General features: G+C 34.0%; 23 protein-coding genes and 1 pseudogene. 16 read left to right on the forward strand and 8 right to left on the reverse strand.

The genetic code is table 11. The features are described from left to right. Positions 1–362: 362 nt before the first annotated feature. Both NSQ08_RS10570 and NSQ08_RS10575 read right to left on the reverse strand, forming a co-directional pair. Entirely contained in the window at positions 363–1,223 is an 861-nt protein-coding gene (locus NSQ08_RS10570) for an exosporium protein D (RefSeq protein ID WP_340774386.1), read from the reverse strand. Between the two features lie 174 nt (positions 1,224–1,397). Beyond that, positions 1,398–1,982 (reverse strand): LysE family translocator, encoded by a 585-nt coding sequence (locus tag NSQ08_RS10575; protein WP_340774389.1) that lies wholly within the window; start codon positions 1,980–1,982, stop codon positions 1,398–1,400. Between the two features lie 117 nt (positions 1,983–2,099). Between NSQ08_RS10575 and NSQ08_RS10580 the strand changes: the two genes are divergently transcribed. Continuing rightward, the gene (locus tag NSQ08_RS10580) at positions 2,100–2,657 is read left to right on the forward strand and encodes a helix-turn-helix domain-containing protein (RefSeq protein ID WP_002031987.1); all 558 of its coding nucleotides are present in this window, start codon (positions 2,100–2,102) and stop codon (positions 2,655–2,657) included. A 322-nt stretch (positions 2,658–2,979) separates the two neighbouring features. On the opposite strand, the pseudogene NSQ08_RS10585 reads toward NSQ08_RS10580, so the two are convergent. Continuing rightward, positions 2,980–3,430: pseudogene (locus tag NSQ08_RS10585) on the reverse strand (BclA C-terminal domain-containing protein). Between the two features lie 347 nt (positions 3,431–3,777). On the opposite strand from NSQ08_RS10585, the gene NSQ08_RS10590 reads away from it, so the two are divergent. Continuing rightward, the gene (locus NSQ08_RS10590; RefSeq protein ID WP_445686599.1) at positions 3,778–4,818 is read left to right on the forward strand and encodes a DUF4183 domain-containing protein; all 1,041 of its coding nucleotides are present in this window, start codon (positions 3,778–3,780) and stop codon (positions 4,816–4,818) included. A gap of 65 nt (positions 4,819–4,883) precedes the next feature. Here the strand turns inward: NSQ08_RS10590 and NSQ08_RS10595 are convergent, their stop codons facing one another. Beyond that, complete coding sequence (locus NSQ08_RS10595) at positions 4,884–5,174, reverse strand: DUF4183 domain-containing protein (protein ID WP_002189596.1); 291 nt, start codon at positions 5,172–5,174, stop codon at positions 4,884–4,886. 477 nt (positions 5,175–5,651) lie between these two features. On the opposite strand from NSQ08_RS10595, the gene NSQ08_RS10600 reads away from it, so the two are divergent. After that, entirely contained in the window at positions 5,652–6,947 is a 1,296-nt protein-coding gene (locus tag NSQ08_RS10600) for an exosporium glycoprotein BclB-related protein (protein WP_340774397.1), read from the forward strand. Between the two features lie 619 nt (positions 6,948–7,566). Here NSQ08_RS10600 and NSQ08_RS10605 read toward each other — a convergent pair. Both NSQ08_RS10605 and NSQ08_RS10610 read right to left on the reverse strand, forming a co-directional pair. Beyond that, complete coding sequence (locus NSQ08_RS10605) at positions 7,567–8,199, reverse strand: cupin domain-containing protein (RefSeq protein WP_340774398.1); 633 nt, start codon at positions 8,197–8,199, stop codon at positions 7,567–7,569. 293 nt (positions 8,200–8,492) lie between these two features. Further along, on the reverse strand, positions 8,493–9,881 hold the full coding sequence (locus tag NSQ08_RS10610) for an HD domain-containing protein (protein WP_002035103.1): 1,389 nt from the start codon (positions 9,879–9,881) through the stop codon (positions 8,493–8,495). Between the two features lie 205 nt (positions 9,882–10,086). Between NSQ08_RS10610 and NSQ08_RS10615 the strand changes: the two genes are divergently transcribed. From NSQ08_RS10615 to NSQ08_RS10625, 3 genes are all read left to right on the forward strand, one after another. Next, positions 10,087–10,392: a luciferase domain-containing protein gene (locus NSQ08_RS10615; RefSeq protein ID WP_002035104.1), complete on the forward strand. Its 306-nt coding sequence runs from the start codon at positions 10,087–10,089 to the stop codon at positions 10,390–10,392. 94 nt (positions 10,393–10,486) lie between these two features. Beyond that, the gene (locus tag NSQ08_RS10620; protein ID WP_002141759.1) at positions 10,487–11,797 is read left to right on the forward strand and encodes a phytoene desaturase family protein; all 1,311 of its coding nucleotides are present in this window, start codon (positions 10,487–10,489) and stop codon (positions 11,795–11,797) included. Next, the gene (locus NSQ08_RS10625) at positions 11,775–12,644 is read left to right on the forward strand and encodes a sigma-70 family RNA polymerase sigma factor (RefSeq protein WP_002141760.1); all 870 of its coding nucleotides are present in this window, start codon (positions 11,775–11,777) and stop codon (positions 12,642–12,644) included. The genes NSQ08_RS10620 and NSQ08_RS10625 overlap by 23 nt, the downstream gene beginning before the upstream one ends. A gap of 35 nt (positions 12,645–12,679) precedes the next feature. On the opposite strand, the gene NSQ08_RS10630 is transcribed toward NSQ08_RS10625, so the two are convergent. After that, positions 12,680–12,838, reverse strand: a complete 159-nt coding sequence (locus tag NSQ08_RS10630; protein ID WP_002085567.1) for a hypothetical protein — start codon at positions 12,836–12,838, stop codon at positions 12,680–12,682. A gap of 305 nt (positions 12,839–13,143) precedes the next feature. Between NSQ08_RS10630 and NSQ08_RS10635 the strand changes: the two genes are divergently transcribed. The 3 genes from NSQ08_RS10635 (at position 13,144) to NSQ08_RS10645 (ending at position 16,056) form a co-directional block, all read left to right on the forward strand. Continuing rightward, complete coding sequence (locus NSQ08_RS10635) at positions 13,144–13,737, forward strand: O-methyltransferase (protein ID WP_002085565.1); 594 nt, start codon at positions 13,144–13,146, stop codon at positions 13,735–13,737. A 348-nt stretch (positions 13,738–14,085) separates the two neighbouring features. Further along, positions 14,086–15,198 (forward strand): toxic anion resistance protein, encoded by a 1,113-nt coding sequence (locus NSQ08_RS10640; RefSeq protein WP_002085564.1) that lies wholly within the window; start codon positions 14,086–14,088, stop codon positions 15,196–15,198. A gap of 24 nt (positions 15,199–15,222) precedes the next feature. Beyond that, on the forward strand, positions 15,223–16,056 hold the full coding sequence (locus NSQ08_RS10645; protein WP_002035109.1) for a DUF3974 domain-containing protein: 834 nt from the start codon (positions 15,223–15,225) through the stop codon (positions 16,054–16,056). 56 nt (positions 16,057–16,112) lie between these two features. Here NSQ08_RS10645 and NSQ08_RS10650 read toward each other — a convergent pair whose 3' ends face one another. After that, entirely contained in the window at positions 16,113–17,672 is a 1,560-nt protein-coding gene (locus NSQ08_RS10650) for a glycoside hydrolase family 10 protein (protein ID WP_340774410.1), read from the reverse strand. A 226-nt stretch (positions 17,673–17,898) separates the two neighbouring features. Between NSQ08_RS10650 and NSQ08_RS10655 the strand changes: the two genes are divergently transcribed. The 7 genes from NSQ08_RS10655 to NSQ08_RS10685 all read left to right on the forward strand — a co-directional run bounded on the left by NSQ08_RS10655 (position 17,899) and on the right by NSQ08_RS10685 (position 24,265). Then, positions 17,899–18,204 carry a PTS sugar transporter subunit IIB gene (locus tag NSQ08_RS10655; protein ID WP_002189604.1) on the forward strand — a complete coding sequence of 102 codons (306 nt, stop codon included), beginning with the start codon at positions 17,899–17,901 and terminating at the stop codon, positions 18,202–18,204. Between the two features lie 11 nt (positions 18,205–18,215). Beyond that, entirely contained in the window at positions 18,216–19,499 is a 1,284-nt protein-coding gene (locus NSQ08_RS10660) for a PTS sugar transporter subunit IIC (RefSeq protein WP_002136305.1), read from the forward strand. Positions 19,500–19,577: 78 nt separating this feature from the next. Next, positions 19,578–19,826, forward strand: coding sequence for a hypothetical protein (locus NSQ08_RS10665; protein ID WP_445685783.1), 249 nt, complete (start codon positions 19,578–19,580; stop codon positions 19,824–19,826). 32 nt (positions 19,827–19,858) lie between these two features. Continuing rightward, complete coding sequence (gene anmK, locus NSQ08_RS10670) at positions 19,859–21,010, forward strand: anhydro-N-acetylmuramic acid kinase AnmK (RefSeq protein ID WP_002141765.1); 1,152 nt, start codon at positions 19,859–19,861, stop codon at positions 21,008–21,010. An 18-nt stretch (positions 21,011–21,028) separates the two neighbouring features. After that, complete coding sequence (locus tag NSQ08_RS10675) at positions 21,029–21,928, forward strand: BadF/BadG/BcrA/BcrD ATPase family protein (protein WP_340774415.1); 900 nt, start codon at positions 21,029–21,031, stop codon at positions 21,926–21,928. 135 nt (positions 21,929–22,063) lie between these two features. Further along, complete coding sequence (plsY, locus tag NSQ08_RS10680) at positions 22,064–22,612, forward strand: glycerol-3-phosphate 1-O-acyltransferase PlsY (RefSeq protein ID WP_002085555.1); 549 nt, start codon at positions 22,064–22,066, stop codon at positions 22,610–22,612. Between the two features lie 69 nt (positions 22,613–22,681). Next, positions 22,682–24,265 (forward strand): aminotransferase class V-fold PLP-dependent enzyme, encoded by a 1,584-nt coding sequence (locus tag NSQ08_RS10685; RefSeq protein WP_340774420.1) that lies wholly within the window; start codon positions 22,682–22,684, stop codon positions 24,263–24,265. Positions 24,266–24,344 lie beyond the last annotated feature (79 nt).

Raw genomic sequence — 24,344 nt, forward strand, 5'->3', positions numbered from 1 at the left:
GTATTTGTACAGTTTCTAGTAATAAGTTTTGGATTATACATTCAAAAATAGAAAAAATATATCCAACCTTATTTAGCAATGAAGCTTAGTAAGAAGCGTGTGGATATAAAAATCGTTATTGGATAAAAAATCAAAAGAGCACGCCTATAAACGTACTCTTAGAAAGATAAGAAACTTATGAGTGGAGGAAATCTCCATATAATAACATATGCTTGTCTACTTTAAATGTGTAAAATTTATAAACAAAAATGCTATTTTATTAAGAAACGAGAAACGGTAGATAAGTAAGTACGTATATTATCGGATGTTAGTTGTTTTAATGAAAAAGAAACCTTTATAAAAAGGTTTCTTTTTCATTAAAATTAACAATCATAATCATTGTCGTATTCATGGTTACATTCATCGCAAGGGTTGTTCTGGTCATCACAGCAAATACAAAACGTTTTATTGATAAATATATCAATAAAATCAAAGGAAGCGGAATTATTTGTGAGGGTAAGTTCTTGGAAATCTTCTACTTGAAAAATCCTTGTTTCATTAGGAACTATCGTAGCGATAATTGGTGTGTTAGAAATCCTTGTTCGAATAGTTACTTCAATGGGACCGGAATCGTTAGGAACAGATATTTGAAGTAATGTTTTGTTGTGATTAATAGTAAGATCTTCAAAAACCACTCTTGAAGAGTTAGGGGGTACGATAATATCTAGAGGTACATTTCCAGTTGAGGAAGTTCCCGAACCGGCTATGGTATGAGTCTCAATAAAACAGTTACTCTTTTGGTTAAGAGAATGTGATTGTTCTGCATAGTAATCATTTTGGTCATCACAGCAGATGCAAAACGTTTTTTGAATAAAAATACCAATGTCGCTACTTGTATTATTATTATTTGTGAGAGTGAGGCTTTCAAAATTTTCTACTTGAAGAATTCTTGTTTCACCTGAAGCTATTGTAGCGGTAATCGGTCTACGAGAATTTCTTGTACGAATAGTTACAACAATTGGTGCAGAAGTACCAGGAACATGAAACTGCAGTAATGTTTTATTGTGATTATTAGTAGCATCTTCAAAAACTATTCTTGAAGTGTTAGCTGGTACAATAATATCTAACGGTATATTTGAGCCAGCAATCGTATGCGTTTTAGTGAAACAGTTCTCTTTTTTATTGTGAGAATATGAATAGTTTTTATAGTACTTTTTACCATGTTTATAAAAAAAATCAGCCATTCTTTAATCTCCTATCTTTTATTTGTCTATATATTGTATTTAATGAGGATAAAAACTGTTTGTACAAGGTAGAAAAAAGTTTTATTTAGGAGAATAAGAGAAAAAGCTTAAGATATACGTACTGTAGCGTTTGGTTCAGTTAAACAAAATATAAGAATTAGAATGAGTATAGAGCTAGCTTATAACGATTGATATAGCACTGAAAACCAATAAAACAGCCATAATGATGTTAAATAATTGAGTATGTTTTAATAATAGTTTTTGGAACATTGAACCAAACAGGCTCCAACTAAATGTACTCATTAAACCGACTACACCTAGAAATAATGAAAAAAGTAGAAAACTTGAATATGAATTGTAGTAAGGGAGAATAAAAGTAGAAACTACAGTCAGTCCGAATAATATCCCTTTAGGGTTAACAAACTGAAGAAAAATCCCCACTGTAAATAAGTTTTTATTATCTTTTTCATCGGGATCCGTACTGCCTTTACTAGTGAGTATTTTAAAAGCTAAATATAACATGTATGCTACTCCTGAAATTTTTAAAGGTAATTCGATTTTAGGTAAAATATTAATTAGTACTATATTAAAGAAACTACATAAAGAAGTGAGGAGGAAAAAACCGAAAGCTACTCCAAAGCAAAATTGCATGCTCCTTTTCAAACCAAGTTGATTTGCGTATGTCATAGCTAAAAAATTGTTAGGACCGGGTGTGAAGCTACTAATAAAAACAAATAATAAAAAAGAAAATAAAGGCATTTCAAAACCCCCTAAGTATTTTTCGTGTGTTATAATGACCGAAAAGAACAATATAACGTGTGCTTTTTATTATACATAACGGTCGTTATATTGTATATAGTGTAGGAGTGTTTTTTTATGGAAGAAATTCAACTTATTTTGGCGAAAAATATAAAGGCAATACGTGAGAAAGAAAAATTAAGTTTAGAAAAGGTTTCCCAATTAACAGGTGTGAGTAAAACGATGATTGGACAAATTGAAAGAGGAGATTCAAGCCCGACACTAACAACAATATGGAAGATAGCGAATGGTTTAAAAGTGTCTTTTACGTCTTTAATTAATAATCCACAGCCTGATACGAAAGTGGTTTTACGAAACGATGTTCAAGTATTATCAGAAGACAATGGGAGATATAAAGTGTATCCTTCTTTTCCTTTTCAAGATGATAGGAACTTTGAAATCTATACGGTTGAAATTGAAACGGAAGGAAAATTAAGTTCGGAAGGCCATAAAGAAGGGACCGAAGAATTTATAACGGTGTTTGAGGGAGAATTGACAATTGAAATAAATAATTGTCAATATACATTAAATAGCGGAGATTCAATTCGCTTTAAGGCGGATAGACCGCACTCTTATCATAATTCCGGACGAACGCTAACTCGGTTAAGTATGACCATTTATTATCCAGCTTCATAAACTTGCTATTTTATTTAGAATATAAAGAGATATGTTTTGATAAAACCATCTATAAGAGATGGTTTTATTTATTACAATTTTAAAAAAAAGACACTCATTTGAGTGTCAACACAGTATTGCTCTCGCGTATAGGATTGGAGAATATTTCTCAAATACGTATTGAGATGGTTCGTAAAGGAGAAACTGTCTTCATAAATAACTTAACATTGATAGCGTATAGAGTAAATTGATAATGTTTATCCGGAATATTTAGTATAGATAGTTTCTACTATCTATATAGGGGAATGGCATTTAAAGCTAAGAAGAAAAAATGAATCATTTATTAATCAACTCGTATAATTGTTAGAGAGGCGCCAGTTGATCCACCACCGATTAAATTGACAATTGATAAGAGACCGAATAATTGAAGAGAAATAGTATTACCTGCATTTAATATTGTAATTAAATTATTATTATAACTTGAAGTAGATAGGGCAGGAGATAGAATTGAGCTCAGAAGTGATGTAGATCCGTTTAAAAGTAGTCTTGAACCCGCAAGAAGTGCAATTGTAGTATTAATTTGATAAGAAAGATAATAACGTCCCGTTACAGGGACTGTAAATAAATCATTTGCACTATTGACTGCAAAGCTATCAAGGCTTTGATTGTTTGAGAGTAGTATGTTAGTACCACCCTAGTACAACTGAAACTGTTCCATCCACTGTATTATTTGCAAACATAGAATTTGTTGTAACGTTTATGCCGGTACTACCCGTGGGTCCGGTATTACTCATGGGTCCAGTACTACCAGTAGGACTAGTTAGTCTATAAGGAAGGATAATTGTATGTCATTGTTTTGGGGATTTTCTCTATCTTTATTTTTAATTAAAATCACCTCATTTTTATGATAAAGGAGATACTTTTCATATATTCTATTAATAATATTTTTTATAGTAACGGCATGCTGTTTAAAATACATTCATTTTTAGTAAATTACATTAAATTTGATTTTGTACAAAGATTTTAATCGAGAGATTAATAGTATTTTTTTAGATAATTCTTTTAACATTTCGGAACATCTAACATTTAATAAATACTATAGAAGGGAGATGCAAATTTGAATCGATATGACAAATTACCAATGTCTAAGGAAGTTATGGATTCTAAAAATATTGGTCCTACATTTCCACCTCTTCCGTCTATTAATTTTCCAACCGGAGCAACCGGAGCGACAGGAGAAACCGGAGCAACCGGAGCAACCGGAGCAACCGGAGCAACCGGAGAAACCGGAGAAACAGGGGCAACCGGAGCAACCGGAGAAACCGGAGCAACCGGAGAAACCGGAGAAACCGGAGAAACCGGAGAAACCGGAGAAACCGGAGAAACAGGGGCAACCGGAGAAACCGGAGCAACCGGAGCAACCGGAGAAACCGGAGAAACCGGAGAAACCGGAGAAACCGGAGAAACAGGAGCAACCGGAGAAACCGGAGAAACCGGAGAAACCGGAGAAACAGGGGCAACAGGAGAAACCGGAGAAACAGGGGCAACAGGAGAAACAGGAGCAACCGGAGAAACAGGGGCAACCGGAGAAACAGGAATAACAGGAGAAACAGGAATAACGGGAGTAGCAGGAGCAACCGGAGAAACAGGGGCAGCAGGAGAAACAGGAATAACGGGAGTAGCAGGAGCAACCGGAGAAACAGGGGCAGCAGGAGAAACAGGCCCAACCGGAGCAACAGGAGCAATAGGAGCAACCGGAGAAACGGGAGAAACAGGAGTAACCGGCCTAACAGGAGAAACAGGGGCAACCGGAGCAACAGGAATAACGGGAGTAACCGGAGAAACAGGGGCAGCAGGAGAAACAGGAATAACCGGCCCAACAGGGGCAACAGGAATAACCGGCCCAACGGGAATACCGGGAATAATCCCAACAACAAACCTATTATATTTTACTTTTTCAGATGGGGAAAAACTTATATATACTAATGCAGATGGTATAGCACAATACGGTACAACACAAATCTTATCACCAAGTGAAGTTTCTTATATTAATCTATTTATAAATGGAATTCTTCAACCACAACCTTTTTATGAAGTTACAGCTGGTCAGTTAACTTTATTAGATGATGAACCACCCTCACAAGGATCTTCAATTATCCTACAATTTATTATTATTAATTAAAAAAGACAGATTCTTAATGGAAAAAGGAATCTGTCTTTTTTTGTTCTAAATTACATTAGTTAAAATTAAGTGACGATAAATTCAATTGTTATTGGGATTCCACCGTCTAATACATCTCCGCCAGGAATTGTAATAGCACCAGTAGGACCTGTGGTGACACTGGAGTTCACGCTAGGTTGAATTATCCCGTTTACATAGAGGTTGTAATACGTAAAAGTCGGAAAGGCAGTTGCAGTAGTACCGGCATCGTTTAAACAAGCTGTTGCAGTAATTGCAAAAGCTGCACCTGTTCCTGTTCCAGCTCCTAGTGTAGATGTAAATCTTCTAGAAGCGATAAATGGTTGAATAATTGGCAATTAAATTTCACTCCTTTAATTATTTTTTGAACGAAGTATAGAATAACTTGTCCACTATATTGTATGAAAGTTTTTTATAATAGAAACGGCTTCATGATTATAGAAGGAACACAATATTAGTAAAGGTATCATTTTTAATTAGTTGAAAGAATGATGTTGTTACTTGTAGAATATATGCTAATGATTTATTTATGTTTTAATTTTTAAATGAAAATGTGCTTTTGGACCTAATAGATAAACGTGGAAAAATAAAATAAACTCTTAAGTTTAGGTGTTTAATCTAAGCAGTCAATTATTAAAAACATATAATTAATATGTGAGTCATGAACATAATTAAATTACGTTTTCAAGTTTGATTCTAATTCATGTTTCCTATTTTAAGAGAAACATATAACTCAACTACTTTTTACAATCGCATCTTTTATAGTTCTTAGAATAGGAAAACACTCAACTATAAGAAAAGTAAGGAGGAAATAAATGTCAAATAATAATTGTTTTGGTCATAATAACTGCAATCCGATTGTTTTTTCAGCAGATTGTTGTAAAAATCCACAGTCAGTTCCTATTACTAGGGAACAATTAAGTCAATTAATTACTTTACTAAACTCATTAGTATCAGCTATTTCAGCATTTTTTGCAAATCCAAGTAATGCAAACAGATTAGCGTTACTCGATTTATTTAATCAATTTTTAATTTTCTTAAATTCCTTATTACCTTCTCCAGAAGTTAATTTTTTGAAACAATTAACTCAAAGTATTATAGTTTTATTACAATCTCCAGCACCTAATTTAGGACAATTGTCAACATTATTGCAACAATTTTATAGCGCCCTTGCACAATTCTTCTTCGCTTTAGATCTTATCCCTATATCCTGCAACTCAAATGTTGATTCTGCAACTTTACAACTTCTTTTTAATTTATTAATTCAATTAATCAATGCTACTCCAGGGGCGACAGGTCCAACAGGTCCAACAGGTCCAACAGGTCCAACAGGAGGCGGAGCGACAGGAGCAACAGGAGCAACAGGAGCAACAGGAGCAACAGGAGCAACAGGAGCAACAGGAGCAACAGGAGCAACAGGAGCAACAGGAGCAACAGGAGCAACAGGAGCAACAGGAGCAACAGGAGCAACAGGAGCAACAGGAGCAACAGGAGCAACAGGAGCAACAGGAGCGACAGGAGCAACAGGAGCAACAGGAGCAACAGGAGCAACAGGAGCGACAGGAGCGACAGGAGCGACAGGAGCAACAGGAGCGACAGGAGCAACAGGAGCAACTGGTGGCGGAGCTATTATTCCGTTTGCTTCAGGTACAACACCATCTGCGTTAGTTAACGCGATAGTAGCTAATACAGGAACTCTTCTTGGATTTGGATTTAGTCAGCCTGGAGTTGCTTTAACGGGTGGAACAAGTATCACATTAGCGTTAGGGATAGGTGATTATGCATTTGTAGCACCACGCGCAGGGGTTATTACGTCATTAGCAGGTTTCTTTAGTGCAACAGCTGCATTAGCTCCATTAACACCTGTTCAAGTGCAGATACAAATATTAACTGCACCAGCAGCAAGTAATACGTTTACAGTACAAGGCGCACCTCTTTTATTAACACCAGCATTTGCCGCAATAGCGATTGGTGCTACAGCATCAGGTATCATACCTGAAGCAATTCCGGTAGCCGCTGGGGATAAAGTATTATTATATGTTTCATTAACAGCTGCTAGTCCAATAGCTGCAGTTGCTGGATTTGTAAGTGCAGGTATTAATATCGTCTAACTTGTTACAATGTTTGTTTGAAATTTAAACAGGCATTTGTATATAGCCCCACCTAATTTTATTAGGTGGGGCTATATTTTTTGTGGGAAATTAGAAATAAATCAATTGAAAAGTTACTCTTTGTTAAGTTGGTATATAAGAAAAATCAAAATTTATGATTTACACTTTATTGTTTATGGAATAAGTTATATGGTTTGAAAAATTACATATAAACAAAAAAGATGAATTCTATTAAAAACAGAATTCATCCATTAAATAAACTATATACTAGTGGGTTAAATTGTTAATCATGAGCGGTGAAATGTCATTGCTCAAATTAGTAATAAACTATTTATTTTTATTACAGTTACATCCTTTTTTCTTTACATAGCCTTGCTCGGCTAAATCTCTTTGTGACTGGGAATCGGAAGATTGAGAGTTCGAAGATTGAGAGGATGCTGAAGAGCTACTATTTTTATTATTAGAGTAGTTTTTTCGATAGTTATAATTACTCATAGTACTATCACCTCCAATTAAATATATAAATATTATATGTATGTACTCTATTAATTGTTACGATAAAAAATCTCCTCGATATTTTCCGAGGAGATAAATGGTGGTTCTATTAAAATGATACTAATTAATACCCCCAGTATAGAGGGAAGTAATAAGAATCTTGGTAATATAGATTTTGTTGTTGAGTAGGGGGCTGAGTTGACTGATTTATCATGTCGCGGTTTTGATTACAGTTTCCGGGAGGACCAATTACCGTAGTGGATTGAATTGGGGATACTGCTTGTTTCCATTGTTGTTCATTGAGGCAATAAGTATGAGCCATCATATTAGCGGGAGTTAATCTTAAAATATCAGAACCAAAAATAACTTCTGGGGTTGGGGCGTCGAATATAGCTAATAAATGAGTATTATCTGCTGAAGCAATTTCATAATGCCACCACGCTTGTGGAATGTTGGCAACTTGCCCTGGTTTTATCGGTAAGTTTAATATTTGATTCGTAAATGGATTAAGTAAAGAAACAACAGCAGATCCTGAAATACAGTAGACAAGTTCAGCTGCATTTTGATGAATATGTGGTTCTACAACGTTGCCTGTACTTAAATAAATATTTAATAAAGAAGTATTTTCTAAAGTGTTTAATTGTTTTATGCCAAGTACATTTATATAATTTTGGGCATCTTTCTTAAAAAAATTACTTTTACTTAAATCATGAGTGAAGTTCGTTGAAGGAGAGGTGTAGTCAATAGTAGAAGTCAATCGTATTACCTGCCTTTCTATAGGTAAGTATGGATACAACTTTAGGATATGTGCCTAGCGTTAGTTATGTGCATTTGTCTGTATCATAATAAATTCACCTGTTTTATAAAGAATATAGGTTGTGCTTCTTATTTCTCATAATGTAAATACGGATAAAAATTAGAGCGAACTAATGAAAGTCGGAATTATTGATGTTAGGTTAGGAGTAAAAATATTGAAATTTATTTCGTATATTTTAATGGTTACGTTATATGAAAAGACCAATGCCTTATAGAAAGGAATTGGCCTTTTATTTAAGATAGTTTTTGATGAATCATTAATTGTGCTTTAGCAGTATTGGCGTAATTTAGCCATTCTATTGCCAAGTTTTGTTTTAAATCAAAATGGATTTCAATTACGTCTAAATGAGATATCTTTGTTTTAAGTGGAACAGGCATCCCATTTACTTTTACTTTTTTCATGCTATGTGCAATTTTTGGAAATGCAGAGAAAGAAAAATCAATGATTGTAGCACCATCAGGTAAATAAACTGGTTGTAAATCTGTAGTATAAGCTGTAATAGTATTTTCAAATAGTTCATACGATACTAAACTACGGAAAGTGATTGGATCTGTAGTTAATAAATTGTTATTCACAATTGTATCATCCATTATTTTATAAGATATTGCTTGAATATTTGCAGTTCTATCATTCAATAAAGAAAAAATACCGTTATCTTTCAACGTTTTTGCTATTTGTGTTTGAATGATAATTGTTTGTTCAGCATCATTCATATTGACTTTAGTTTTTAAGTTGTTATTAAAATGGCTATTTTCAAGTGCTATATTATCCTCGAAATAGTTTATAGTTGGTTTATATAATTGATGTATTATTCCAAGAATTTTATAGCAATCTAGTACACTTGTAGTTGTAATACAAATTTGTGAAATACCTGATACATTTTGTATTTCTTGTAATTGTGAATATGCAGTATATACTGGGGGAAACTCATAGTTTATTTCAAATGAAAGGTTTGTATTAGAAAAAGAATGTATTCCTTTTCTTAAATGAGTTATATTTTTTTGAAGGTGTGGCACATATTCGGTTAAAAATTTATGTACTTCAGTATATCTTTCTTTATGTAGATATTGAAAAGCAAGATTTTCTAATTCATGCTGGATTGTATATAACCCTAATCGCTTTGCAAGTGGCGCAAATAGTGTTAATGTTTCATTCGCATAAGCTACTTGTTTTGCGGGTTTTTTAACACTCAATGTTTTTATATTGTGAAGGCGATCTATAACTTTAATAATGCCAACACGTATATCTTGTTGAGAGGATACTAGTAATTTTTTGAAATTAATTGCTTCGTATAATACTTTGTTTTGATCTTGTAGTTTTTTTCCTTTTGTTAATCCATTTACAATATATTGAATAGTCGCACCAAAATGTGATTCAATTTCTTCTAGAGAGTATTCGGTATCTTCTACAACATCGTGTAATAAAGCAGCAATCAATGTTGTAATGTCAGCTTTATAATTTAGCAGTATTTCTGTAATCGCGAAAGGGTGAATAATATATGGTTCTCCAGTTTGACGGTATTGTCCATCATGTGCTTGCTCTGCAAAATGTATAGCTTTTTTCAAAAGCTTTAATTCATCAGATCGTAGATAATTTGCCTTTTGTAATAATACCTTGCTCATATATATCCATCCCTTAAATTTATTTTTAATAATAATTCTATATAATAGAATAAATACCCTTTGAAATTGTTTTAAGTGTGTAAAAAAATAAAGATATTGAGATTAAACTATATTCGTATATCCATTCATACTTTGGATTGATGGAAAAAAGTAATGAACATGTTAATTTAATATTACATCAATCATTAAAAAGGGGTGAAGGTTCATGTCATTTAGTGAAATGATTAGAAATGAAGTACTTGGCTGGGCAGGTGTTTCTGAAAAACCGCATCGATTTGGTGGTATTGAAATAAATTATGGTAAGAAAGAACTTGGTCATTTGCATGGCGATAAGTTAGTTGATTTACCATTTCCAAAGGTAAAGCGGGATGAATTAGTGAGCCAAGGATTGGTGAAACCACATCACGTATTACCTGAATCAGGATGGATAAGTTATTATATAAAGAGTGAAGAGGATATTCCATTTGCAATTGAGTTATTTCGTATGCAATATGACAGAATAAAAAAATAATGAACTAAAATAGATAAGGAAAAATATATTTTCATGTCACATCCCTCCTTAATCGTTCGTCTTGTATGTAGAACGGATAAGGAGGGATTTTATTATGAAACATTTTGATGTAGCAATTGTTGGTGGTGGGCTTGCTGGATTAACAGCATCTATATATTTAGCGAAAGCTGGAAGGAAAGTTATTGTATTAGAAAAGTCCAGTCACTTCGGTGGTCGAGGGATGACTATAAATAAAAACGGCATTTGTATGAATCTTGGTGCACATGCTTTATATAGAGGTGGAGAAGCGTTTATAACTTTTAATGAGCTAGGAGTAAATCTTCCAGGTGGAATCCCATCTACAAAAGCACATGGAATATGGAAAGGGGATATTTATACCATTCCAACAGATTTTCGCTCTATTTTATCAACACCGTTACTTTCATGGTCTGCAAAAGTACAGTTCGCTCGTCTTATGATTCATTTAGGAAACTTAGATTTAGAAAAAGTTCCGAAAATAAGCCTAACTACATGGGCAGAAAATGAAATTAAAGATCCAATGGTTCGAAATATATTTTATGCATTATGCCGAACAACAACATATACGTATGCTCCTACAATACAATTAGCATCTTCCGTACTAAAGCAAATACAGCTTTCTATGAAAGAAGGAGTACTTTATGTAGATGGTGGTTGGGAGACGATAATAACAAATTTAAGAGGAATAGCGAATACTAGTGGTGTACAATTTCTGGCTAAAAAGCATGTTTTAAAAATAGAGCATTGTGAAGGAAAACAAAGAATACATTGTTTTGACGATGAAGTATTTGAAGCTGGGGCAGTTATTGTAACAACTCCACCGAAAGAGGCATGTAAAATTATAAAAGGTACAGAAGGAACAAGTTTGCAAAAATGGAGTGAACAATCTACACAAGTGACCGTGGCAGCGTTAGATATTGGTTTAAAACAATTACCGAATCCTTTGCATCATTTTGCATTGGGATTGGATCAACCTATATTTTTCACGAATCAATCGAGAGCAGCTAAATTGAGTGAAGATGGATCAATTGTAGTGAGTCTAATTAAATACCATAACCCTGTACTAGAACTGAATCATATTCAAGAAGAGAAAGAACAGTTAGAAAATATGATGGAATTGTTACATCCGAATTGGAAAAGAGAAGTTGTTGCACAGCAATATTTACCGAAAATTACGGTAGTACATGATTTTCCTCGTATTGACCGTGTTGAAAAACCAGGCCCTAGTATACCTGAAATGCCAGGTGTTTACGTTGCAGGAGATTGGGCTGGGCATGATGAAATATTAGCTGATGCTGCGGTAGCAAGCGGGAAACGTGCAGCGTTACACATTTTAAAGAAATTTGAAAGTGAGGCAGTTCATCATGGAAACGGAGCAGTTATATGAAGCGTATCAACCATTATTATTTTCGTTAGCATATAGAATCCTTGGGAGTGTTATGGATGCTGAAGATATCGTCCATGACGTATTTATATCGTTTAATAATATGGAGGACGTTCAATCTATAGAAAATATGAGAGCCTATTTATGTAAAATGGTAACAAATCGCTCAATTGACAAATTACGTTCGGCAGCACATAAACGTAACGTATATGTCGGAATGTGGTTGCCAGAGCCATTTGTGGAAGAGATTGATGATCCATCAGAGTCATTTGTAATGAAAGAATCAATTTCTACGGCATATTTATTACTTTTACAACAACTGACTGAGGTAGAGAGGGTTGTTTTCATATTAAGAGAGGTTTTTAGTTATGACTACGAAGAAATCGCTTCGATTGTAGAAAAGAGTAGTGTGAATTGCCGAAAAATCTTTCAACGTGCACGAAAAAGTATTTTAGATAAGCCGAAGCAGTCAACATTAAGTACGAAGAAGATGGCTGCTTACGTGGAGAAATTTGTATCATCATTGCAGTGTGGGGATACGCAAGGCATGTTAGAAGTTTTAAAAACAGATGCGATATTTAAAGCAGATGGTGGTGGTAAAGTTACAACTGCAATTAATCCGATTTATTCTGCAGATAAAATTATACGTTTGTTCTTTGGAATTGCAAAACGATTGCCAGAAAAGTATAGTGTTGATTTCAAAATAGTAAATGGTGCACCAGGCGTTATAGTTACAATAAATAATAAAGTGACGTATGTACTTTCATTCATATTTGAGGATGAGAAAATTTCAAACATTTATATGATGGTTAATCCAGAAAAACTTATGCACTTAAATGTAATAGTATAAAAAAGACGCATTTCTTTAGAAGTGCGTCTTTTTTTTTATTTTTCTAACATTTCAAGAGGTACATCTTTTTCGCCGGCTACCTCGAATTTAATTTCCCCGTCTTCTTCATAAATGCGTTTAATAATCGGTATAGTTATCATTAGTTTTTTATGCTGTTTACGTCTTCTAGCAGCATCTAAGTTAATCACGTTCATGTGTAAGCATCCTTTCTTACAGAAATATATAAACAAAAGAAAATGCGTCCGAAAAGGGCGCTTAGTTGAATTAGAAATACCGATTCATTTAAATGGGGTTTAGATTATCTTATAATTGAAAACTGATTGTAAAATAATGTGAATTAAATAATTGCACGTAGAAATTAACTTTACCAAAAAACGAAACAATATGCTATAAAAAATTTTAATTCTTTGTCGTATAACAGGAAAAAGGTGTGCATTTCGCATATAATGAAAAGTAGACGGGCATCATGTACTTTTTCATCATATTGCTTGGAAAGGCGATGGAGAAAATGAATACTCTAGATTCATTATTATTGCAACTTGAACAATATGGAGAAGAGCATGATCGACATAAAGAAAAAAGAGAAGAAAAATTAAGAAATATTTCTCGTGAAATGGGGCAGTTTTTATCAGTATTAGTAAAGGGCTGCAATGCAAAAAAAATTTTAGAAATTGGAACTTCAAATGGCTATTCTACATTGTGGCTAGCAAATGCGGTAGAAGAAACAAATGGAAATGTTATAACTGTAGAACTTTCTTCAGAACGGGTTGGAGAGGCACTTGGAAATTTTGAAAGGGCAAATCTTACACAGAGAATCGATATTCATAATCAAGAGGCTGGGGCATTTTTAGATTCGCAAGTAGATCGTTCATTTGATTTTATTTTCCTAGATTCAGAGCGCACGCAATACATGTGGTGGTGGGAACATATAAAACGTATTTTAGAGCCAAAAGGTTTTCTTGTAATTGATAATGCAACTTCTCATGCGGGGGAATTAGCTGGATTTATAAAGATGATTGAAGAAGACGTTACGTTTGAAACCGTGTTATTAGCTTTTCAAAAGGGAGCATTTGTTGCGCGGAAGAATAATTAGAAGTGGACCTAAAATAATTATCACATTGAAAGATAGTATATGTCAAAAGATAGAGCATTGTATGAATTTAAGAAGGTAACTAAATGGAATTTCAAATTAATAGTCAGTGGTGATAAGTAAGGTAAGCTATGAAGAATCCGTCTTCAGTATGTTGTTCTCTAGGTCTTAAGTCTGAGGAAAATAATGACGAGAACAGGTATACTTATACTATGAAACAGGGAATGACTGCATAAGCAGGTATTTCTTGAAAAATCGATTTCAAGCAAGCAAAAATGTATATGAAATACGATATATTAGATGAAATATAGTGCACATAAATTCGCACATATAAATAAAGGAGCGATTTTGTTGACTGAACTCGAGAAAAAAGAACCTGTATCGATTGTGAAAGATAATAATGTAGAAGTAGTAGTGGATACAGTAATAAAAGATGCAGAACTTGAAGAACTGAATAAAGAAGCAGATCTTTATGTACAAAAGTTAAATAGCGAGCAAAATACAGATTTATCAAAAGTATTGTCGCAGCTTGGAGACTTAGGGGATAAAGAGCAGCAAGCGGCAGGACAAACGCTATCAGCTTTAAAACGTCCTGTGACAGCGATGATGAATGGAAAGAATGAAGAAATTCCAAATACATTGTTAGAATTACGAAAAGTGGTATCAGAACTTGATCCAAACTCATTAAAAGCAACTGGTATGAAGAAACTTATGTTTAAAGTGTTTAAGAAAAATCCGCTTGAAAATTACGTGCATAAATATCAATCTATAGATAAGCAAATCGAGGAGATTATAAGATCACTTCTCATTGGCCGTGATAACTTGCAAGAGGATACGGTTGGTCTTGAAATGTTAAAAGAGCAATCACACGATAAAATTCACGCTCTTGATAAACAAGTATACTTAGGAAGAAAACTTGCTGGTATGCTTGAAGCTGAGAAACAAAATCCAGAACGTCAAAGGGATATTCCGTTAATAAATGATGCATTAGAAAAGATACTTGTGCGTACTCGTAATATGCAACAAGCAAAAAGTGTATTATTACAATCTATCGCATCTGTAGACATCATTAAGAAAAATAATGAAAAGCTATCAGAGGCAATTCGTAATGCAATTACGATGACGCAAAACGTTATAACGGTTTCAGCTGCAATTCAGCTCGCATTAACAAATCAACGTAAAACAATTGATGCTGTTAATGCAACAAATGAAGCGATTGAATCAATGGTATTAAGCAATTCACAAGCATTAAAACAAAATACAGAAGAAACAACAAAACTCCTAGAAAATCCTGCAATTAGCATGGATAAATTGCGTGAATCATTCCAAAATGTATTTGCCGCTATTGAAGCATCTGAGAAATCGTCAGAACGTATTATTGAGTCTAGTAAGAAATTTGTAATTGAACTAGATACATTTAATGATGAGATGAAGCAGAAACTCATTCAGCGTCCAAGGAAATAACAGACTTTTAGAGGAGGTGAAAAAATGAGTTTCATTCAAGGAGTATTATTACTATTAGGATCATTACTTTTAATCGCATTTACTGTCGTTGTTTTAGTTGTATACTTCGGACGTAAACTTTATTTTTCATGGACGAAACCATATAAGAGAGCACAAGATTCCATTGAGAAATTATCAAACAAATCGACACCGTTTTTACAAGAGTTTACGCAACATCCACTCTTTTATCGCTGGATTCGTACGGAAGGAAAGAAAGAACAACATACATTGAATACTCTTTTCTGTACATCAGGTCAACGTACGAGAGAACAAGTATTTTCAATGTTACCGAAAGAAAAACAGAAAAAAGTGCATGTAATGGCAAAAACAACGAAAAAGCTTACAAATGAAGATATCGATGTGGCCGCGATGAAAGTGAAAGATTTCTTAAGACAAGAAACGCAGCAAACTGTAAAACCGACAGACTTATCGTTTTATAAATTGTATTTCTATGATCGATATCCAGATGCATTAAATACAATTCAAGCATATAAACGCTCGATTAATCCTTCACTACAAAGAACAGTTGATGACATTACAATTTCAGTATTAAATGCATTGCCGTACTATCAAGAACAACGCATGTTTGAACAACAACATAAACTTGAAACGTTCTTAATGAAAGATTTAACAGCGATGTTATCATTAGTGGTACAATTACCACCATCACAACGTCCTGAAAAAGAAGAAGAACTAAAAATATACTTGCAAAATTTCCAAAAAGAAATGGAAGTAGTAGAGCGTGATATTCGCGACTCCATTGATCATGATTTGAATGTGAAGATGAGAGCAGCGACTGAGAAGTTTAAGAATAAATAAAAAAGGCGCCTTAAAAGCTAAGTATTTCTCAGCTTTAAGGCGTTTTTTTTGAGATTTTATTTTGCCTTAACGGTAGTAAAACTAGAAGGAATGCTTTCATTATGCAATCGATCAACTGCAGTTACCACATACGTATACGTTTCTCCAGAAATAGCCGTTTTATCTACGTAAATTTCTCCAAGTTTTGTTTTTCTTACAGTAGTAAGTAAATGTTTTGGGTTTTGTATATCCACTTCATTTTTTCCATTCACACGGTAAATGGCGTAATAAGAAGAGTCATTATCTCTATTGTCAATTATTCCTACGGCAATACCTTCATCTCTTGGAATGGCACCTTTTAAAGTAGGTTGTTTTGGCGGATCATGATCAAGCCAAGGCATAGGTGGAATTAATGCAGGGTGTTTATATATGTCTTTTGAGAGTCTATCTTTAATTCCAAGTGGATTGTTATTTATATCTTTTAAACTGAAATGCATACTACCTTTTATTTGTGGATATTGATGGTTTAAAGCGATTTGCTTTGGATATTCTTCTGGCTCAGACCAAGCAGGCACAGAGTTGTTATTTATTTTATAAGCCGCTTGACCGATGTATAGGTGAATCGGTTTGTTATTTGTTTCTTTTACCCACCAATCTACTAATATATCATATGCAGCAGGTGTGAAACCTATATTCCAATATATTTGAGGTGTAATGTAGTCAATGTACCCTTTTTGTATCCACTCACGTGTGTCAGCATAAAGGTCATCGTAGTTTCTTTGACCTGCGGTTGTATTAGAGCCAGTTGGATCGTCAGCTATATTTCGCCATACGCCAAATGGACTAATGCCAAATTTCACGTATGATTTTTCTTGTTTTATAGCAGTATTTAAACCTTTTACGAGTTCATTTACATTATTGCGACGCCAATCTTCGATAGTTGAAAAATTCTCATTATTATATGATTCAAATGTTTTTTGATCAGGAAATTCTTCGCCAACTACTTTATAAGGGTAAAAATAATCGTCCATATGAATTGCATCAACATCATAATTTTTTACGATTTCTAAAGCGCCTTCCGTTATAAAGTTTTTCACATCTGGAATACCAGGGTTGTAATATAGCTTCCCGCCGTAAGGTACAACCCAATCGGGATGTTGTCTTGCAGGGTGATTATTTGATAATCGATTTATATCAGTGTGATTCATCGTTATTCGGTATGGATTAATCCATGCGTGGAATTCTATATTTCTTTTATGTGCTTCTTCAATCATAAATGCGAGCGGATCGTATCCAGGGTCTTTTCCTTGTGTACCCGTAATGTATTCAGACCAAGGACCGTAATTTGAAGGATAGAAAGCATCAGCAGTCGGTTTAATTTGTACAACGACTGCATTCATACCAGTGTTTTTTACATCGTCTAATAGTCTTATAAATTCTTGTTTCTGCTTTTCAATAGGTAAGCCAGTTTTTGAAGGCCAATCAATATTGAGAACAGATGCTAGCCATACAGCGCGTAATTCATGTTTTTTGTTAGTAGTATTTACTTCAGCATAAGTAGAGTGAGGGGAAATGAAAGAGAAAGGAGTAAACAATATGACGATACAGCACATCATTACTAAACGTTTCATAATCATTTATACGCCTCCCTATTATACGATTATTTAAAATAATATATGATGTTAGGTTGGCCCTGCAATTGAGAAAAATAAACATTGAAACATTAATTTAATAGGAAAAATATTTTTAGTGAAATTTACTTTCAGTATAACTAAATCGTTTCATTTCTTCATATGCTTGTTAGTAAAGTGAAACTTTCTTTCATTTGAAAGAAACAATTTATAAGTATAGGAGGATTCAATAATGAAAGTTTTATTCGTTTGTTCTGGAGGAATGTCCAGCGCAATTGTTGTAAACGCTTTAAAAAAAGAAGCAGAGAAAAAAGGTATGAACATGGAAGTGCATGCTATTGGAACAAGTGAGGTGGAGGAAGAAGTAAAGAATGGTTGGGATGTTGTAATGGTTGCACCTCAAGTTAGACATCGATTTGACGCTGTAAAAAAACTTACAGAACAAGAATCTATTCCGTGCGGTATTATTCCGCCGCAAGCATACACGCCGCTTGGTGGACCGGCTTTATTAAAAACTGTAAATGAATTAATTAGTTAGGGGGAAGCGTTATGAATAAGTTTGTCACGTTTCTTGATAAAAACTTATCTGGACCGATGGCAAGGCTTTCTGAACAGAGGCATTTACAAGCAATCCGTGATGGAGTTATTTCGGCGTTACCATTTATTATCGTAGGGAGTTTCTTTTTAATAGTAGCATTTCCACCATTACCGAAAGATAGTTTCATATCAGTTTGGGCATTGAAAAATCAAACAAGTATATTAATACCATATCGTTTAACGATGTTTATTATGTCTTTATATATAGCATTTGGTATAGGATACAATTTAGCGAAAAGTTATAAGTTAGATGCTTTATCAGGGGCACAGTTAGCAGTATGCTCACTACTTTTAACATTGACGCCCGAATTAATCGATAAAAAAGGATTTATGCTTCCGATGACAAATCTCGGGGGGCATGGATTATTCGTAACGATGATCGTATCTATTTTATCAGTAGAGATTTTAAGATTTTGTAAGACGAAAAATGTAATGATTAAAATGCCAGAACAAGTACCGCCGTCTGTTTCACGTTCGTTTGAAGCACTTATACCTGCTGCATTCGTAATTATTTTAATGAGTTTAGTAACTGTCGTTTTTAGTATTGATTTACATCATGTAGTTGATAAATTAGCGGCACCGTTAGTAAAAGCTGGTGATAGTTACTTCGGTGTAATCATTCCAGTATTTTTAATTACATTTTTTTGGTCATTCGGAATCCATGGTGTGTCGGTTGTTGGAACTGTTGCCCGGCCATTATGGGAAGTATATTTAGGGAAAAATGGTGAAGCAGTTGCTAGTGGAGCAGATCAGTTGCCATTCATATCACCAGAGCCGTTATACCAATGGTTTATATGGATTGGTGGTTCTGGTGCGACGTTAGGGCTTGTATTAGCTATGATTGTATTTGGTCGATCAAAATATTCGAAAGCATTATCAAGAACTTGTATTGTTCCTGGTATTTTTAATATTAATGAACCTGTTATTTTCGGATTACCGATTGTACTAAATCCAATTTTAATTATCCCGTTTATCATTACACCACTCGTAACAGCAACTGTTGCATATTCAGCAACTGCGATGGGATTTGTAACGCCAACACATATTATGCCGCCGTGGACATTACCAGCTCCAATTGGCGCGTATTTAGCCACAGGTGGAGATTGGCGTGCAGTGGTATTAGTTTTTATAAATATAGCAATATCATTCCTTATTTACCTACCATTCTTTAAAATGTACGACAAAAACATGCTTGAAATTGAGAAAAATGGTGATGGGGAAGCTGTTAATCCGTAAGTTTTATATTTTATTTTTGAGTGATAGGCATTTTGTCTATCACTTCTTTCACATTAAGTCCAGAGAGGGTGAAATAGAATGAATATAAAATTTAGCTATAAAGGTGTATTTTTATTGTTATTTGGAGTGATATGTGCAAATTTACTTTTCGTACCTTTATTCAGAATGCTAAATCTATCACAAATGCATAGTATACGGCTCGTTACAAGCTTTGCGGCAAGTATTTTGCTTACGGTAGTTGTTTCTTTCATTGATGGATCGTTTGCATCGAAAGCACAGTTGTTTTTTAGATTTATATTGTTTTCTGTACGTTGTTTACTTACATAATTGTTTTTTAGTGAATAGGGGGCATGCATATTATGTATATTGCAGGGATAATGTCCGGTACATCGTTAGACGGAATAGATGTAGCGCTCGTTCATGTAGAAGGAAACGGTGTAGATTCTAAAGTCGAACTCATTCATTTTACTACTGTTCCATTTTGTAAGGATATAAAAAATGAGATACTGCAGGCTTTATCAATTGATACATCTAATGTTCAATTGATATGCAGTTTGAACTTTAAGCTTGGTTTATGTTTTGCCAATGCTGTGGAGGAAGTTTGTAAAAAGGCTGATTTGTCATTGGAACAATTAGATTTAATAGGTTCTCACGGACAAACGATTTATCATCAGCCAAAGCAAGAAGGCAATAGTATTTCTTCGACATTGCAAATTGGAGAACCAGCAGTTATAGCATATGAAACGAACACTACGGTTATCTCTAATTTTCGAACGATGGATATGGCAGCAGGGGGACAAGGTGCACCACTTGTGCCATATTCAGAGGTCATTTTGTATCGTCATCAAACTAAAAATAGATTACTACAAAATATTGGCGGAATCGGTAATGTTACAGTAGTACCAAGTCATCTAAGTGATAAGAGTGTTATTGCTTTTGATACTGGCCCAGGAAATATGGTAATCGATGATGTATGTCAAAGATTATTTCAGTTGCCATATGATCAAAATGGTAGGATTGCAAAACAAGGAGTAGTTGTAGATGAAATTTTGACATATTGTATGAACCATCCATTTTTGAAAATGAATCCACCGAAATCAACTGGTAGAGAACAGTTTGGAGAAGAGTTTGTAAGTGAATTATTGAAGCGGTTTGAAAAGCATGGTAAAGAAAATCTTTTGACGACTGTCACGATGTTTACAGCAAGTTCAATTGTTCATCATTATAAGGAGTTTATTCTGCCGTATTATGAAATCGATGAAGTAATTTTAGGTGGTGGGGGCAGTTATAATCGTACACTTGTTGAAATGATACGAAATGGATTGAAGGAAGAAAAGTGCGCGATATTCATTCAAGAAGATATAGGCTATTCTTCAGAGGCGAAAGAAGCAATTGCCTTTGCGATATTAGCAAACGAAACGCATCATCGTAATCCGAGTAATGTGCCAAGCGCAACAGGTGCAAAGCAATCTGTAGTTTTAGGGAATATAACATTCCCTCCAATAAGATGATGAAAATGAGGCGAACATATGAAGTATATGATTGGAGTAGATGGTGGGGGCACGAAGACAGAAGCAATTGCATTTGATCAAGACGGAAACGAAGTTGTAAGAGGTACGAGTGGGTTTGGAAATATATTAATAGATTATGAAAAAGCAGTTTCGCATATTATGGAGGCGATCGATCAATGCAAGAAAGCTTTAATAGATGGGCACTGCGTTTGTATTTGTTTAGGGTTAGCGGGTGTAAGTGGAGCAAATACAAATGAATTAACAGTACGTCTAAAAAAGAAGTACCAAACACAAATTGAAGTTTTAAATGACGCAATGATTGCACATGCAGCTGCTTTAAAAGGTAAGAATGGAATATTAACTATAGGTGGTACAGGTGCAATTTGTATAGGAAAGAAAGACGAAGTGTACGAGTATAGCGGTGGATGGGGACATATTTTAGGGGATGAGGGAAGCGGTTATTGGATTGCGTTACAAGGTTTAAAGAGAATGGCAAATCAATTTGATCAAGGAGTTAGACTTTGTCCATTAAGCTTAAGGATTCAAGACGAGTTTCGACTTTTAACATCATCTCATATAAAAAGACTAGTATATAGTTCTTCAAAAGATAAAGTTGCAGCAATTGCACCATTAATTATAGAGGAAGCGAGGAATGGGAATGATGATGCACATAAAATTATTCTGCAAGCGGCTAAGGAATTAACGATAATTACGGTGAATATTTACAACAAGATGCAGTTTGATTTATCACCTTTAATTGCAGTAAGTGGCAGTATATTGCGTTTCGTTCCTGAGATATATGCTGAATTTAAGAAATGCTGTGAGAAAAGTATGGGAGAAGTTATATTCGTATCACCATCAGAAATGGCAGTGAAAGGAACATATCATTTAATGAAGGGTGTATATTTTATAAAATAGAAGTATGAGAATTTTTGTATGATTTGTAAAAATATGATGTTAAAATATACAAAGGGATGTAAAGCAAGAAAAAGTACAATATACATAGTCATTGAATATTGTATAAGTACTCCCATGTAGAAAGTGAATGATTACATGATTAATAGTATGCAATTTTTGTATTTGGTGGCTTCTTATTTATTTGGAAACATATTGACCGCTTATATAGTAACGAAATGGAAACATAATGTTGATATTCGTGAAGAAGGAAGTGGTAATCCTGGCGCAAGAAATATGGGGCGCGTATATGGAAAAGGGTATTTCGTCGCTACATTTTTAGGTGATGCGATCAAAGGGGCAATCGTAGTTTCTATTGCAAAATACCTTTTCGAAGATTCTACATTTGTAATGTTAGCTTTACTGGCTGTTATACTTGGACATATTTACCCAATTTTATTTAAAGGCAAGGGCGGAAAAGGCATTTCAACATTTATTGGAGGGTTAATTGCATTTGATTATTTGATAGCGCTTACTCTTATTGCTGTTTTCATTATATTTTATTTAATCTTTAAAGGATTTACTAAGCCCGGACTAATTACAATCGCTTGTTTACCAGTTTGCATGATTTTGTATTCTTACTCTATTGTTACGACTATTTTAAGTGCACTTATCATTGTACTTATTTTATATGTAAATCGAGAATGAAATGAACTTTTTATAAGTGGAGTTAATCTCCACTTATAATTTTTATTAAATACATAAAGGAGATACAACATGGGGTTAATTTATAAAGTTGCTGATCAAGCTTGGGAATTTGAAAGTATACATAAATTGAATTATAAAACATTTGTAGAAGAAATTCCGCAACATGAAGAAACGAAAGATCGTGTTCGTATAGATCGTTTCCATGAAGAAAATACATATTTAATTTGTTTAGATGACGATAAGTTAGTAGGTATGGTTGCATTGCGAGGAAAACGACCATTCTCGTTAGATTATAAAATTCCAAATCTAGATTTTTATTTGCAAGAACATGGAGAAAATGTATATGAAATTCGTTTACTTTCAGTAGAACGTGAATATCGAAATGGAAGAGCATTATTAGGTTTAATTCGCTTTTTACATCGTTATTTGCTTCTAAATGGATATGAATTGGCACTCATTTCTGCTACAACACGTGAACTACTTTTATATGAGCAAATGGGATTCAAATCTTTCCATACGTTAGTTGGTACTGAAGAAGCAGCCTTCCAGCCAATGTATGTTACCCCAGCTATGTTTGAAGAGTCGAGTGTTGGAGGTATTATGACGAAAGAATATACGTTTTTACCTGGTCCAGTGGATATTGAAGAAAATGTTCGAAAGGCATTTTCTACTAAGCCTATTTCGCATCGTTCTAAGTCATTTCAAGTGACGATGGAAAATGTAAAAAAACGATTACTTCAAATAACGAAAGCAAAACGTGTACAACTTATGTTAGGAACAGGAACGTTAGCGAATGATGCAATTGCTTTACAGTTACGTTCATTAAAAGGTAAAGGACTAGTTTTAGCGAACGGGGAGTTCGGTAATAGATTAATTGAGCAGGCAAAACGTGCACATTTAAATTTTGATACGTATAAAAAAGAAATGGCAGAGCCGTTTATTTATACAGAATTAGAAAAAATAATGGCAACTGGAAATTATGAATGGCTTTGGTTTGTTCACCATGAAACATCAACTGGAATGTTAAATAATTTAGAAGAACTAAACATTCTTTGTAAAAAATATCAAATGAAACTATGTGTAGATTGTATAAGCTCAATTGGAGCAATACCAATAAATTTGAAGGATGTATATTTTGCAAGTGGTGTTAGCGGAAAAGCGATTAAATCATATACAGGATTATCTTTCGTTTTTCATAACCACATTGTAAAAGTAAACGAGGCAGTACCTGCTTATATGGACATTGGTATGTACGAAGAAAATGAAAGTATCCCATACTCCCATTCATGGAATTTAATTTATGCATTGCAAGAAGCATTAAAAATATTTGAAGATGAAATGGCATTTGAAAAAATAAAAGAGGCGTATGCTTATATTGAACAAGCTATTAATACTATGGATTTAAAGCTTGTTTCACCTAAAGATCATGCCGCTCAAATTGTTCTTACCATTCAATTAAACGAAGGGCAGTGTTCTAAGGCAGTAGGTGATGCGTTAGCGTTACAAGGATATATGGTTCATTATGAATCAGCATATTTACAAAAGAATAACTGGATTCAAATAGCATGTCTGAATCACTATAAAGAACGTGATATGAAGAGGATGTTAAATTGTTTGCAGATGTGTGTGTTAAAGAAAGTTCTTTTAACGTAAATGCTTGTATATTTATTATATAATTTCTACAAGGCTATGAGTCACACTTGCTAAGTGTATAGAAGTGCATTTTTTGACA

Source organism: Bacillus sp. FSL E2-8887 (genome assembly GCF_038007205.1).
GTDB lineage: Bacteria > Bacillota > Bacilli > Bacillales > Bacillaceae_G > Bacillus_A > Bacillus_A mycoides.